At 54.9% G+C, this 12,987-nt stretch carries 12 protein-coding genes and 3 pseudogenes; 6 read left to right on the forward strand and 9 right to left on the reverse strand.

Annotation, left to right across the window (positions count from 1 at the left end):
• Positions 1 to 15 precede the first annotated feature (15 nt).
• The 3 genes from fghA to vapC all read left to right on the forward strand — a co-directional run bounded on the left by fghA (position 16) and on the right by vapC (position 1,725).
• A complete protein-coding gene (fghA, locus tag ACSSVV_RS06180) occupies positions 16 to 867 on the forward strand; it encodes an S-formylglutathione hydrolase (RefSeq protein WP_011785719.1) in 852 nt (283 codons plus the stop codon).
• Positions 868 to 1,132: 265 nt separating this feature from the next.
• Complete coding sequence (locus ACSSVV_RS06185) at positions 1,133 to 1,327, forward strand: type II toxin-antitoxin system VapB family antitoxin (RefSeq protein WP_011785720.1); 195 nt, start codon at positions 1,133 to 1,135, stop codon at positions 1,325 to 1,327.
• Complete coding sequence (vapC, locus tag ACSSVV_RS06190; RefSeq protein ID WP_011785721.1) at positions 1,324 to 1,725, forward strand: type II toxin-antitoxin system VapC family toxin; 402 nt, start codon at positions 1,324 to 1,326, stop codon at positions 1,723 to 1,725. The genes ACSSVV_RS06185 and vapC overlap by 4 nt, the downstream gene beginning before the upstream one ends.
• Before the next feature lie 78 nt (positions 1,726 to 1,803).
• On the opposite strand, the gene ACSSVV_RS06195 is transcribed toward vapC, so the two are convergent.
• The 6 genes and pseudogenes from ACSSVV_RS06195 to ACSSVV_RS06220 all read right to left on the reverse strand — a co-directional run bounded on the left by ACSSVV_RS06195 (position 1,804) and on the right by ACSSVV_RS06220 (position 7,385).
• Positions 1,804 to 2,028, reverse strand: coding sequence for a hypothetical protein (locus ACSSVV_RS06195; protein WP_454105741.1), 225 nt, complete (start codon positions 2,026 to 2,028; stop codon positions 1,804 to 1,806).
• Positions 2,029 to 2,254: 226 nt separating this feature from the next.
• Positions 2,255 to 2,803 (reverse strand): annotated as a pseudogene (locus ACSSVV_RS06200) (transposase); the annotation flags it as partial.
• A gap of 61 nt (positions 2,804 to 2,864) precedes the next feature.
• A complete protein-coding gene (istB, locus tag ACSSVV_RS06205) occupies positions 2,865 to 3,605 on the reverse strand; it encodes an IS21-like element helper ATPase IstB (protein WP_023010646.1) in 741 nt (246 codons plus the stop codon).
• On the reverse strand, positions 3,592 to 5,097 hold the full coding sequence (gene istA, locus ACSSVV_RS06210; protein WP_023010647.1) for an IS21 family transposase: 1,506 nt from the start codon (positions 5,095 to 5,097) through the stop codon (positions 3,592 to 3,594). Before istA ends, istB begins: the two co-directional genes overlap by 14 nt.
• Before the next feature lie 123 nt (positions 5,098 to 5,220).
• Positions 5,221 to 6,261: pseudogene (locus ACSSVV_RS06215) on the reverse strand (transposase); the annotation flags it as partial.
• Between the two features lie 173 nt (positions 6,262 to 6,434).
• Positions 6,435 to 7,385 carry an FRG domain-containing protein gene (locus tag ACSSVV_RS06220; RefSeq protein WP_454105742.1) on the reverse strand — a complete coding sequence of 317 codons (951 nt, stop codon included), beginning with the start codon at positions 7,383 to 7,385 and terminating at the stop codon, positions 6,435 to 6,437.
• Between the two features lie 303 nt (positions 7,386 to 7,688).
• On the opposite strand from ACSSVV_RS06220, the gene ACSSVV_RS06225 reads away from it, so the two are divergent.
• From ACSSVV_RS06225 to ACSSVV_RS06235, 3 genes and pseudogenes are all read left to right on the forward strand, one after another.
• A complete protein-coding gene (locus ACSSVV_RS06225; RefSeq protein ID WP_454105743.1) occupies positions 7,689 to 8,633 on the forward strand; it encodes an IS5 family transposase in 945 nt (314 codons plus the stop codon).
• 559 nt (positions 8,634 to 9,192) lie between these two features.
• Positions 9,193 to 9,531, forward strand: coding sequence for a site-specific integrase (locus ACSSVV_RS06230; RefSeq protein WP_454105744.1), 339 nt, complete (start codon positions 9,193 to 9,195; stop codon positions 9,529 to 9,531).
• A pseudogene (locus ACSSVV_RS06235) lies at positions 9,495 to 9,668 on the forward strand (tyrosine-type recombinase/integrase); the annotation flags it as partial. The gene ACSSVV_RS06230 and the pseudogene ACSSVV_RS06235, both read left to right, overlap by 37 nt.
• 251 nt (positions 9,669 to 9,919) lie before the next feature.
• Here ACSSVV_RS06235 and ACSSVV_RS06240 read toward each other — a convergent pair.
• From ACSSVV_RS06240 to ACSSVV_RS06250, 3 genes are all read right to left on the reverse strand, one after another.
• Positions 9,920 to 11,368, reverse strand: coding sequence for a DegQ family serine endoprotease (locus ACSSVV_RS06240; protein ID WP_454105783.1), 1,449 nt, complete (start codon positions 11,366 to 11,368; stop codon positions 9,920 to 9,922).
• 112 nt (positions 11,369 to 11,480) lie between these two features.
• Positions 11,481 to 11,930, reverse strand: a complete 450-nt coding sequence (locus ACSSVV_RS06245; RefSeq protein ID WP_022991048.1) for a SoxR reducing system RseC family protein — start codon at positions 11,928 to 11,930, stop codon at positions 11,481 to 11,483.
• Positions 11,927 to 12,970, reverse strand: coding sequence for a MucB/RseB C-terminal domain-containing protein (locus tag ACSSVV_RS06250; protein WP_022991047.1), 1,044 nt, complete (start codon positions 12,968 to 12,970; stop codon positions 11,927 to 11,929). Before ACSSVV_RS06250 ends, ACSSVV_RS06245 begins: the two co-directional genes overlap by 4 nt.
• Positions 12,971 to 12,987: the final 17 nt, after the last annotated feature.

Below are 12,987 nucleotides of genomic sequence, written 5' to 3' on the forward strand. Positions count from 1 at the left end.
GCAACGGAGTGTCCAATGACCCTTGAAAACCTGAGCAGTAACAAAAGTTTTGGTGGCTGGCACAAACAGTACAGCCATCCGTCCGAAAGCCTTGGCTGCGCTATGCGCTTCGCCATCTACCTGCCACCGCAGGTTGCCAACGGACAGAAAGTGCCGGTGCTTTACTGGCTTTCCGGCCTCACCTGCACAGACGAAAACTTCATGCAGAAAGCCGGCGCCCATCGCGCGGCTGCAGAACTGGGCATGGCCATCGTGGCACCGGATACCAGCCCCCGGGGCGATCACGTTGCCGACGATGAAAGCTACGATCTTGGCCAGGGGGCGGGCTTCTATGTAAACGCGACCGAAAGCCCATGGCATCCCCACTACCGCATGTACGACTATGCTCTCAATGAGCTGCCTGCACTGATCGAATCTGTTTTCCCGGTAACGAATCAACGCTCGATTGCGGGCCATTCAATGGGTGGTCATGGCGCCCTGGTTCTGGCTCTGCGCAACCCGGCGCGGTACCAGTCCGTGTCGGCCTTCAGCCCGATCAGCAACCCGGTAAACTGCCCATGGGGCAAAAAGGCCTTTACTGCCTACCTGGGCAAAGACAGCTCGCGTTGGGCCGAATACGACGCCAGCCTGCTGATGCGGGATGCAACACAGTTCGTACCGGCACTGGTCGACCAGGGGGACGCGGATAACTTTCTGACTGATCAACTTCGGCCAGAGGCGCTTGCGGCCGCAGCCAGCACCAGCAATTACCCGCTGGAGCTCAATTTCCGGGAGGGCTACGACCACAGCTACTTCTTTATCTCGAGCTTTATCGAGCAGCATCTGCGATTTCATGGCCGACATCTGGGGTGTGGCTCAAATTATTGATATCGAGACAGACTGGGCGTAGGTTTTTCAGAGCAGTGGGAAATTGGCTCATATTGCAGCGGGGGGAGTGTTCGCTTTTGTTGAGTCTTGCCGGGGATGTGGACGTTCGCGAAGCGAATATTCAGACTAGGGGTAACGCCCGGCTCACGCGCCGGTTTGGAGCCGTGTAGCGGCGGAAAATCGGTCGCTGTGCAGCCGATTGTTATGTTTTCCCCAAAGTGCTAGATTGTGTATAGAGCTAGATATTTATACACATAGGTGCCATATGAGAACGAACATCGTCATTGACGACCAACTGATGGCCGAAGCCCTCAAAGCTTCCGGCTACGAAACCAAAAAAGAGGCCGTTGAGCAAGGCCTGAAACTTCTGGTCCAGCTTAGCAAGCAGCAGGAAATTCGAAAGCTGCGTGGCAAAATTAAGTGGGAAGGCGACCTGGATGAAATGCGGAGCGCCGGATGATACTGGTGGATACCAGCGTCTGGATCGACTATTTCAACGGAGTCAAGAACCCGCAGACTGACCTGTTGGATGCCTCAATAGTCCAAGGATCCGTCGCTATCGGCGACCTCATATTTCTGGAAATCCTGCAAGGCATCCGCAACGACAAACACTATCGTCAGACCAAACAGAGCCTGCTCTCGCTGGAACAGTATGAAATGTTTGGCAAAGACATGGCACTTGTTTGCGCGGACAATTATCGGGCACTCCGCAAAAAGGGCATCACAATCCGAAAAACTGCCGACGTCATCATCGCGACCTTCTGCATAGAGAAAGAGCTACCACTGCTGTTTCTAGATCGCGACTTTATCCCTTTTGTCGATCACCTTGGACTTGAGCCTGCTCTGAGAGAAACATAACGCCATGTCTTTGCGGCGGACCGGAGCGCCAGCGCAGGTGCGTCCGACAACAGCCGCTTGTTATGTGCTAAAGCTAACTTATCCATAGAAGTAAAAGATGTCTTTAATTAAAGCTTTCGATTCATCTGATGCTTGAGTATCGCTATGCTGACTTATCGTTGCCAGAAAGTGTTTAGCCGGGAAAGAGCCTCTTATTTTCAGTTGCTCAGAAATTTCACGGTGGATCTTGCTTCTAATAGCGGGATTTGAAATCGATTCTTCAATAATTTTTGAAAAGGCACTTAGAAGTTCATCATCGTTCATCAGAATTCCTCAACCGCAACTCTTTGAGCTGCCACATAACGAGGCTGTAGAAAAACCCGATTCCGAGTCATTCCAAAGGCCTGGTTCCTGTAATTTTTATCGCGGCCATCAACTGGCCGATTCCCGTGATTTCGATGTTCGGCCATCCGCTTCGGCCTTTTGGGGCTCCTGGATCCGGTATTGCTGGTGTCCAGCAGATGCTCGTCCGGGACTTCCACTCTCGGCATTACGCCACCATCCGCCCGTAATTCGCCAGCTTCTCAATATTGTGCACCAGGCAGTATAGCTGCCACTGGCCCTGCACCTTCTTTTTGCCCCGCAAACTGAAGCGATTCAGGCCCTTGTTCGTGCCGATGTTGCCGAACACTGGTTCCACCACCGACATCCGGTGACTGTAGATCTCTTTGCCTTGCGGACTGTCTACCCGGTGCTTCATCCAGTCGGTGTAGTTGGGCAGGCGCTTGTTCTCTATGGTGAACGAGACCTGCCTTCCTGAACCTTTGCGATGATTGGCGGACGCCGGATTCTGCATGCACTGGCGCTTCTTCGTGCAGTGCCGGCATTGCAGCAAACGACCTTCGAAATGCACCCGGATTTTGCCATTCTCGGCTTTGCGTTTGCCTTGGTAGCTAATGGCATTGCCTGCCGGGCAGATGCACGTCAGATTCACCGGATCGAACTGGAATTCACGGGCTGGGATGATGTCTTTCCGGCCCGTGGTTGGCTGGTTCTGATGGCGTTTGCCGTATTTGTCTTTCTGGTTCTGGAACTTCGGTGTCAATGGCCATTTATTTTGACCCACCTTTGGCCAATAAAATTGACCCACCCTTTATAGTCTAGCTTGTAACTTTCTGCTTCAGTCGATAGCTTTCTCCTCCCAACATAAAGATGTGTGAATGGTGGATGACCCGGTCAATGATCGGCACCGCCACGTTGTCGTCGTGGAAGAACTCGCCCCAGCTGGTGAAGTCCTTGTTGGTGGTCAGTATGATCGACCGGTATTCGTACAGGCTGTTGATCAGTTGGAACAGGTTATAGCGGGCCTGCCGAGTCATGGGCAGGTAACCCAGTTCATCAATGATCAGTAGATCGTATTTGGCCAAGGCGCTGACCCGCTTTTTCAGCTCACCCTTCATCTCGGCCAGTTCCAGCTCTTCCACCAGATCCAGGGCATTGCGGAACAACACCCGGTAGCCAGCTTCCACGGCTTTGTGGCCGATCCCGATGGCCAGGTGGGTCTTGCCCACACCCGGCGGGCCAATGAACACCAGGTTGTTCCGTTCGTCGAGGAACTGGAAGTCCAGCAAGGCATTGACCTGACGTTTGGTGATGGTGGTCTGGTGCCGGTAGTCAAAGCCCTCCAGGCGCTTCTCGACGGGGAACGCGGCCATCTTCCGGTTCCGACGGATACGCTTGTCCTGGCGCTGGATCAGTTCGTGTTCGGCAAGCCGGTCCGCGAAGCTGAGATAGGACATCTCGTTGGCTTCAGCCTCGGCCAGCAGGCTGGTCAGTTCGTCGGCGGCCGCGCTCAGGCGCAGACTGCGGTAACGGGACACGGTCTGTTCAAGCTGGCTCATGGGTCACCCCCTGGCCACTGGAGTGGCCAACACGGCGGTAAGCACTTAGGTCCAGTGCTTCCTTGGGTTCTGGCAGAGGTTCCGGCTGCCGCTCCCGGAGAACGGCGGCCTGGGCCGCTTCAAGGTAGCTTTGCAGCCGTGTGGCGGTCATGCCACGACGCTCTGCCAGCGTCGTGATCAATGCCGGATCCACGGGTGCATAGCGCTTGAGCAGGTCACGGGTAGCCACCAACTGATCCTTGTAGATCTTGGGCTCGGAACGCTTGAGTTGCTGGCACAACCGTTGCCCGACTTCGCTACCGATCATCTCATTGATCTTGCTCTCAAGGGTGGCCACCCGCTCGGCATGATCGCGGTAGTGATGGGTGTTCTTGATCACCTTGCCTTTATCGGAACACAGCGTATGGCTGGCAATGACGTCGCCTGTGTTCAGGTCGCTGATATGGAGTTGGCCGCCGGACTCCAGAACGCCCACCCGGGCCTGCTGCCAGGCCATGGGCACAGAGTACTTGTTGGCCTTCCAGGCGATCAGGCCGGTCTTGTCGGCCCGACGTGTCTCGTGGGCCACCGGCTGCACGCAAGCTGGTGACAGATAGGCCTCCAGGTGTTCTCGCTCATCCCGTTCGAAGCGTTCCCTGGGTGGTTCGCCGGTGGTGCCGTGGATGCGGACATTGGCCACGCTCTCAACCCAGTCCTGCACGTGCTGGCGCACGTGTTCCTGATCCCGGAAGACTTCACCGTAAAGGCAATCCTGCTTGACGTACTTCACGCCGGCTTCCACCTTGCCCTTACTCTCCGGATCGTAGCCTTCGCAGGCATGGATCCGGAACCCTGCCGTGGTGGCATACTCATGGAACCGTTGATTGAGGCTCAGCTCCCGGTACTGCTCGTTGATCACCACCAGCTTGGTCTGATCGTAAACGCACTCCTCGGGCAGGCCGCCGAAGTAACGCAGGGCTTCGTCATGGAGCTGGATAAAGGTCTGGGTATCCAGCGGCCGGAAGGCCAGACCCACGTACATCAACCGCGAGTAAGACAGCACGAACACCACAAAATGCAGCGTGCGTTCTTCGCCACTGATCAGCACGCCTCGCAACTCACCGGGGTCCACCTGGCACTGAACACCCGGCACATCGTCCAGAATGGGTTCGTAGTAGCGCATCTGGGCCGAGGCCACTTCCTCCTTGAGCGCTCGCACATAGCGGCGAAGGGAGCGATCTGAGGCCGGTAAGTCGCCGACCTTTGCCTGAAGCTTACGGGCAATCTTGACGGCGCTGAGCTTGGGAAATTGCTTGAGCAAATGCACCAGGTACTCCCGGTGATCGTCGAGGCGCTTAGTGCGTGAGGGATCTTCAATCTGTTCCGAAATTGCGTTCTCATCCATCCGCAGATACTTGCGGACGGTATTGCGGGACAGCCCCAGTTCCTGACTGATGGCGCGGATCGACAATCCTTTACCGTTATCGTGCAGTGCCTTGATCTTGTGTATCACAACCCACTCCTTCACTGACATGCCCCCGGCCATCAATAAAAGCGGGGGACAGTAGCTGGTTCTGTGGCCTGACGGCCACCCGGGGGTGGGTCAAAATTAATGGCCAGTAGTGGGTCACTTTAATTGGCCATTAACATTCGGGTCGCGACTGCGGAATTTGTTATCGGGCACGTAGCCGTTGATCTGCCGTTCGTGCAGGTACTTCATGTTGGCTTCATTGGCGAAGCCGGTGTCGGCCGTAACGACGGTGCCTTGCTGGTAAATGTTGTCGGCGATACCCAGCTTCCTGAACCGAGCTTCGACACTCTCCAGCACCGGTTGCAGGGTGTGGTGTTCCTGGCCTTCGCCAAAGGCCTGGGCGTCGATGATGATCTGGTGTTTCTTGTCCACCGTGGCCACGCCGTTATAGCCCTGGATCGTGCCCTTGCTGGTGGTCATTTTGGCGCTTTCGTTATCGGTGAGGTTGCTCTTCACTTCCTTGTTCCGTTTCCCCCGGCCCATCCTTGGGCGGTTCGTCTTTAGGAAGCGGTCGACTTTCTTCGCGGCCTCATCCAGGGACAGGATGGTTTTCGCTCGTCGGATGTTCCGGTCCAGTTCGGCTTCGGTCTCCGCCTCGTCCCGTTCGTAATGGGCCTTCAGGTGATGGCGAACCAGGCGTCGCAGCTTGGCGCGCTTCTCTTCCAGTTCCTTGAAAGTACCGGACCATTCTTTGGCCGTGTTCGAGGACATCTTGCAGCCGTCGATGGCAAAGAGTTCGTTGCCCAGCAGGCCCTGGTCGTGACAGACCAGCAGTACCTGCTCGAACAGTTCTTCGATCGCATCCGAGTGGCTACTGACGAACTTGGCCAATGTGGTGAAGTGCGGAACGGTGTCGCAGGACAGGGCCTTGAAGATGATGTTGGTCTCGCAGCACCACTGCATCTCGCGGCTGGAGGTGATGCCCTTGGAATAGGCGAACAGAATGATCTTCAGGAGGATGGCCGGATCATAGGCTAGACGGCCGGTGTCTTCGTTGCGGTATTTGGGGTGGAATACCGACAGGTCCAGCTTGTGCTCAATCAGGTAGTGCACTGCGTGTTCGAAGGTCCCGGGCTGAAGCTGTTCCTGGTAGTTGATCACGACCATGGCATCCTGGTCGTAGTTGTAAAGCTTGAAGCGAGGCATCTGACCACTCCTTGTCCGTTTGCCTGATGCTATCAAAACCGAGGGAGATTTCGGGGTTTTTCTACAGCCTCAACGCCAGCCAGCATGCGCGGCTTTGTAGTGGAGGCGAAGCCGCAACGGAAAAGCCGTCGCCGTGCCTGGCCTTGTTAGAAACTTTGACCTCCGACCCATGGTCAGTAATTCTTGAGTTCTGGGAAACCAAAAGACGCGAAGCCTGTGTAATCTGGATAAATCGTCGAATGTTTGTATCCAAACATCTTCGCCAATCTCTGACGAATATCCTTTTTCGCATCAGCCTTAATGCGAAAGGTATACAGGGCCCCACTGTTCGCACCTTTGCCGGCTTTTGGCTCAAAGACATGAGGGCGCATTGCAAGGCAGCACGCCTGTCTTCCCTCATTAATTTTCCACCAACCATCTTTAAAGTCGGGTGTCTTCGGAAACTGAAATTTCTTACCGTCCGGCTTATTCGTAGCAGGCACACCACCAAACAGGAAGCCTCCATTTTGGGCCGAGATCCGGGCATCCAAATTAGCGGGTTTCCATGCAAACACTGAGGTAGTCCACTCTTTCTTCGAAATAGATTCGCCCTCCCCATGTTTCCAAGGACGGCTTAAATCGTCTTCCCAGCTTCGATACTGGTCATTTTCGTTGATTAAACGATCTGTCACGTCGAATGCGAAAAGCCGAGCATCGGAGTCTTCGCTAACGACTTTCCCGTTGCTCCATTTCTCCTCAACCGCGAACCAAGCCCCCACCCAAGCATTGAAGGTGATATCAATCAGCCGTGTTGGAGACCCATAGTGCTGTAACATCGCCAACTGGTTGAGTATTGAAAGCCGCCCAGTTGCAGCAGATGAGTGCAACCCCCAGCGATGAAGTTCAACCAAGATTTTTGATTCTGTAGAGGAAAGGTCTTCTTCATCAACCGCTTTATTTTTGGTTAGTGACAGCCTCCGATACAAAGAGCTATGGAGTGCCCATCCGGCATCAATTTGGCCTCGCCATGCAAATTTTACGTCCCGGTCGGCGGCATGCCTCATGACTGAATTAATCTTTTCAACAAGCTGATCAAATGACTCGATACTGACCTCAAATGGCCTCCAGAACTCTTCGACATCCATACTCAAAACTCACCATTCTTGTTTCTAACGCAGACCTTTGCGGCAATTTTGGAGCCGCAAAGCGGTGGAAAAATTGTCTGCCAACAGCGTCTTGTTAGCTATAGAATTTGTAAAGCCCTAAATAAGCCCCGGTGAACGATAATATTCTCATTCATATTAAGTCGAGCTTCCTTGTCCTTATACCTGAAAACTTGGTGTGTTTTCTGTTTTGGAGCATTACCGATAACGCTAAGGAGACTCTGAATAAGTCTCGAAATCAGCGATAATACGGCCATCGCCAACTGCATAGGATTCGTTGCCGCCATGGATCAGATGACCTTCTCCGAAGCCGAGTACCAGAACAAGAAGCGTAAGACCCGCCGCGAGATCTTTCTGGAACGGATGGACAAACTGATTCCGTGGAAGCAATTGGAGAAGAAGGTAGCCCGTTATTACCCCAAGGGCCAGAACGGTCGGCCTCCGTATCCGCTCTCTGCCATGCTGCGAGTTCACTGCATGCAGTTGTTCTATAACCTGAGCGACCCGGCGATGGAGGATGCTCTTTATGAGATCGAGTCCATGCGGCACTTTGCCGGTCTGAAGCTGGACCGCCTGCCGGACGAGACCACCATTCTCAACTTCCGGCATTTTCTGGAGCAGCACGGTCTCGGCAAGGCGCTGTTTAAAGAGGTGAACAAACACCTGGAGAAAAACGGCCTGATGCTGCGTGAAGGCAGCATCGTAGATGCGACCATTATCTCCGCCCCCAGCTCCACCAAGAACAGCACCGGCAAGCGCGATCCGGAAATGCACCAGACCAGGAAAGGCAACGAGTGGCATTTCGGCATGAAGATGCACATTGGTGTTGACGACACGCTGGGCCTGATCCATAGCATCGATACGACTGCGGCCAACGTTCATGACATCGTGCCCACCGACAAGCTGCTGCATGGTGAAGAGCAACGAGTCTTCGGTGATGCCGGTTATCTTGGTATTCAAAAGCGGGATGAACATAAGCACCGTGAAAACGTCTCCTGGTTCATTGCCAAACGGCCTGGCACCCGGAAAAAGCTGGATAGCGACAAGCTGAAAGCCGAGAAAATCAAAGCCAGTGTTCGTGCCAAAGTGGAGCATCCCTTCCGCTACATCAAACAGGTCTTTGGTTATGGCAAGGTCCGCTATCGGGGCCTTGCCAAGAACAACAACCGGCTGCACTTGCTGGCCGCATTCAGCAACCTGCTGATTGGTGAAAAATACATGCTGGCGTAGGGCCAGTGTGCCCGTTTTCCGCCAAAATGGCGGGAAACAGGCAAAAAACAAACAAATAACAGGAGAATAGTGTCTGAAATTTGGAATTTTTGCCGGCTCAAGCCAAGATCGACAAAAATCAGCGGTTATTCAGACCTTCCCTAGCTCTTCTAATAAATCTTCACTCACTTAATCACCCATTTTGTGTCGAATATTGAGAATTTCACGGATAGCTAACAGCTTATTGGTTTGAATTCTTATTAAACCGCAACGCCACCACCCCGTCCAAAACTGAGTCACGGCCCGGATAATCTCGACTTTTCAAACCCTTACCATCCGGCTCCCAAGCGCTTTTCCTGTCTTGCTTCTGTGAAAAGTTTGCAAGCAAGTTATTGTTGCACGTTTCTGCAAGTGAACTCCAAAAGGCCAAAAATTTCCGTCTCTAAATCAATGGGCTACTAGGGTGCTCTGTGAAAAGTGTGCGGCCTTATGCAAATCAAACCGCAGAATTTTTGGCATTCCCGAGGCTTTTTCATTATAACTGTATACATATACAGCACTCAGACACGGAGGGGCGACTGTGTCAAAATCACCGTTTCTGCAATCGGTTCGCACAGAAATCAGGACGAAGCAGCACAGCTATCGAACAGAGAAAACCTATCTCTACTGGGTCCGCCAGTTCATTCTGTTCAATGACAAGAAGCACCCTGAGGTGATGGGTAATCGCGAAATTGAGCGTTTCCTGAATCATCTCGCCGTAAATCGAGGGGTCAGCCCCGCCACCCAAAACCAGGCACTCTGCGCCATAATTTTCCTTTACAAGAATGTGCTGAAAAGGGAGATCGAAAACCTGCACTACAAGATGTCGAAGACTCCTCGGCGCATACTTTTCGCCACGCTTTTGCCACCGAGCTACTGAGATCGGGAAGTGATATCCGAACGGTCCAGGAAATCCTCGGCCACAGCGATATTCGGACGACTGAAATCTACACCCACATTATTGGCGATCGAAGAGCTGGAACAGTTAGTCCATTTGATCGTTTGCCGGGTTCTTGAGAAATGACCAAGCGCCCAACCAAGGCAGAAAGAGCCGGGGATCTCTGAGGCCATCCGAATGTTCGCTTTTGTTTAAAAAGCGGCTTAATCGTTAATGACAGAAATTCCGGGTCGACTTGGCGGGCACAAAGCATCGAATGGCTTTTATAGTGCTCGCCCAAAACGGACAAACTAAGGCTTGAAAACCAAAAGCCCCCGAACGTGTCCTGACACGCCGGGGGCCCAATTTTACTTGAAATGTGGTTATCGACTCAGGGCTTCATGACCAGATAGATTGCCCGACCCTGCCTTACAATCCGGACCGAAACCGCCCGGTTTTCCGGCAAGTCGCGGACCACCGACCGGAAGTCCTCCACCGAGCGAATCTGCTGGCGGTTGATCTCGGTAATGATGTCCCTGGCACGAATACCAGCCTCAAACGCCGGGCCACGATCTACGCCAGCGACTACAACACCGCCTTCCACGCCGATGGAGCGAGCAGTCTCGGGAGCCAGTGGCTCAACGGACAACCCAAGCGGTGCGCCCGCGCTATTGTCGCGGCTACCGGTTGAGGGCTGGGCAGCGTCATCGCCGTCTTCCGGCAACTTGCCAATTTCCACGTCGAGGGTGATTTCATCACCACCTCGCAACACGGTCAGGCGCGCCGATTCACCCACCGGTGTACGGCCAACCATGGGCGGCAGGTCAGAGGACAACTGAACATCCTCGCCATTGTATTCCAGCACAATATCACCGGCCTCAAGGCCACCCTTTTCCGCCGGTGAATCCGGCATCACTTCGGCAATCAACGCGCCGCGGGGACGGCGCAGCCCGAAACTCTCGGCCAGATCCCGATTCACTTCCTGAATAAGCACGCCCAACCAACCCCGGGCGACGGTACCTTTGTCACGGAGCTGGCGGAATACGTTCATGGCATCATCAATCGGAATGGCGAACGACACCCCCATGAAGCCGCCGGAGCGGGTGTAAATCTGGGAGTTTATGCCCACCACTTCACCTTCCAGGTTGAACAGCGGGCCACCGGAGTTACCGGGGTTAATGGCAACGTCGGTCTGGATAAACGGCACGTAGTTTTCGGATGGCAGCGAGCGGCCCAGAGCACTGACAATGCCCGCCGTCACCGTGTAGTCAAACCCGAATGGCGAGCCGATCGCGAAAACCCATTCGCCGACTTTCAGATCCCGGGAACGTCCAACGCTGACCACCGGCAGGTCTTCACCATTCTCGATTTTGAGAACCGCCATATCCGAGCGGGGATCGGTACCCACGATAGTGGCGGAAAATTCGCGGCGGTCATTCAGGCGCACAATCACTTCATCGGCACCCTCAACCACGTGATTGTTGGTCAGTACGTAACCATCCGCTGACACAATAAAGCCGGAGCCCATGCTCCTGCGCGGCTGCTGCGGCCGAGGGGAACCACCAAAAGGAGACTGCGGGCCGCGGAAGAAATCCTGAAGGAAAGGCGGCAACTGCTCCAGTTGCCTTTCATCAAAAGGGAGCCCATGGAAGCCAGAGCTCTGGCTGCCCGGATCCGTCGTAGTGCTGATATTCACCACCGCACTGGAGTTATCTTCCACCAGCTCAGTGAAATCCGGCAGGCCTCTGGCTGCGACGCCCTGGCTCCAGAATACCGACACCATGGCAGCCAGCATCAGCAGAACGCCCAGCATGGCCCCGGGCCTGGCCAGGGAAGGCATACGGGCAGCTTCTATATTTTTTTCTGGCATGTAGAACCCCCTGATTTTACTTGCGTTTATAGAGCTATTCTGGGGCTGGGGCGTGAATTTTCAACTTAAAAAACGGTAGGGATCATGGACATGTCGAGGATGGAATTGTCTTTATCCTCAACAACCGCGGCTGGTAGCGATCACCGGCCCCGGCCTGCCAACGCTGCACCAGCCAGAACCCGACGCCCAGGCCTGCCACCGCTCCGGCTATGGCGCCCAGGTCTGACCCCGCGGCCCAGGTGTGCGCCATCACACTGGCAAGCACCATCAGCACCAACGGCAAACCATAAATAATCAGCGAGGCATTCAGCAGCGACTGTTCATCCAGACCGATGACCACTTCATCCCCCACCCGGGCGCCCACGGAATTATCTACCAGTACCTGGTTCGCCCGGCCACCGGAGACCGCAGCCAGGGCTCGCTGCCCGCAGCCCGAGCGGGCCGAGCAACTCTGACAGGCACTGGTTCTTATCGTCTGAACCCAGACCTGATCACCCACCAGGGCCACGACTTTACCGGTTTCCGTGATCATGACCCGGAGAGCTCAGCTACGAAATCATCATCCACTTCCACGGCATCTGCCACCTTTCGTGCAGTGCCCGGCGGAATTTCACCAACCACCGCTATCAGGAAGGGGCGATCAGAGACCATGACTTCGCGCATGTAGATGGTGGTTGCCCCTATACGGGAAGCGCCTGTCGGCATTTTCAGCCGCCCGACAGGCTCAACAAATACGGAAAACGCAGCCAGGCCATCGGAGAACGCCACGGCCTTGCCACTGCCCGAACGTGGTGCAGCCGCCGGCACAAAGCCCTCCGGCTGCCAGGACAGAGTCCAGCCATTCATCCGGCCAACAGATGACTCCTGTTTCCGGCCATCGTCCAGGGTACGGCTAATCTCACGACCACGGGTCTGAACCTCGAGTTCCTCGTCGGAAATATCGTCAGTGATCTCAAGATCGGTGAACTGAAAATGCTCCAGTACCTCACCGTTTACATCCCGCACCTGGCTCTTGACCAGTAGTCCCGTCTCTTTTTCCAGCCAGAGGCGGTGGCTGTAGCGATCATCATCCCGGGCCCCGAGCGCCACGATCACCACATCGTAGCCGGCGACCCGGTCTTCACCCGCCAGTTCAGGCAGATACCAGCGGCCAAACGGCATCAATTGACTGGTAAACGCTTCTGCGAACGGGCCCGAAGGTATCACCTCGTCCAGCCGAACCCTGCCCCTGTCAGGCAATACACAGACCACGTTCATGCCTTTACGGACGATTTCACCACTGCCGCCGTCCTGCATCACCAGGCGTTCCTCAACACGCCCGTTCCGGTAACGGTGGGCAATGCGCATGGAATGTACCTGATCGCCCCGGGCATAAACAAAGACCCCGCGGTACGAAGTCATGTTGAGTGCAGGGCCAAGCCGCTCCAGCCAGGCCATGGCCGCCGGAGCTTCACCGCTTTTCGTTGTCTCGCTGGCCAACTCGGCCCTCACCGGATTGATCAACAGGCACAGCAGAGCCACAAGAGCGACAACCGCTCCGAATACCGACCTGCTGGATACCCGGTTATTCATAAACCCATGCTCCCGGC

The sequence above is a fragment of the Marinobacter sp. MBR-105 genome (assembly GCF_053628895.1).

Bases quoted from the DNA above. Each gene is read 5' to 3' on its own strand.
- ACSSVV_RS06185 (WP_011785720.1), top strand. From the start codon at position 1,133: ATGAGAACGAACATCGTCATTGACGACCAACTGATGGCCGAAGCCCTC.
- ACSSVV_RS06245 (WP_022991048.1), bottom strand. From the start codon at position 11,930: ATGATCACGGAAACCGGTAAAGTCGTGGCCCTGGTGGGTGATCAGGTC.
- ACSSVV_RS06240 (WP_454105783.1), bottom strand. From the start codon at position 11,368: ATGCCTTCCCTGGCCAGGCCCGGGGCCATGCTGGGCGTTCTGCTGATG.
- ACSSVV_RS06225 (WP_454105743.1), top strand. From the start codon at position 7,689: ATGGATCAGATGACCTTCTCCGAAGCCGAGTACCAGAACAAGAAGCGT.
- vapC (WP_011785721.1), top strand. From the start codon at position 1,324: ATGATACTGGTGGATACCAGCGTCTGGATCGACTATTTCAACGGAGTC.
- ACSSVV_RS06220 (WP_454105742.1), bottom strand. From the start codon at position 7,385: ATGGATGTCGAAGAGTTCTGGAGGCCATTTGAGGTCAGTATCGAGTCA.
- ACSSVV_RS06250 (WP_022991047.1), bottom strand. From the start codon at position 12,970: ATGAATAACCGGGTATCCAGCAGGTCGGTATTCGGAGCGGTTGTCGCT.
- istB (WP_023010646.1), bottom strand. From the start codon at position 3,605: ATGAGCCAGCTTGAACAGACCGTGTCCCGTTACCGCAGTCTGCGCCTG.
- fghA (WP_011785719.1), top strand. From the start codon at position 16: ATGACCCTTGAAAACCTGAGCAGTAACAAAAGTTTTGGTGGCTGGCAC.
- ACSSVV_RS06195 (WP_454105741.1), bottom strand. From the start codon at position 2,028: ATGAACGATGATGAACTTCTAAGTGCCTTTTCAAAAATTATTGAAGAA.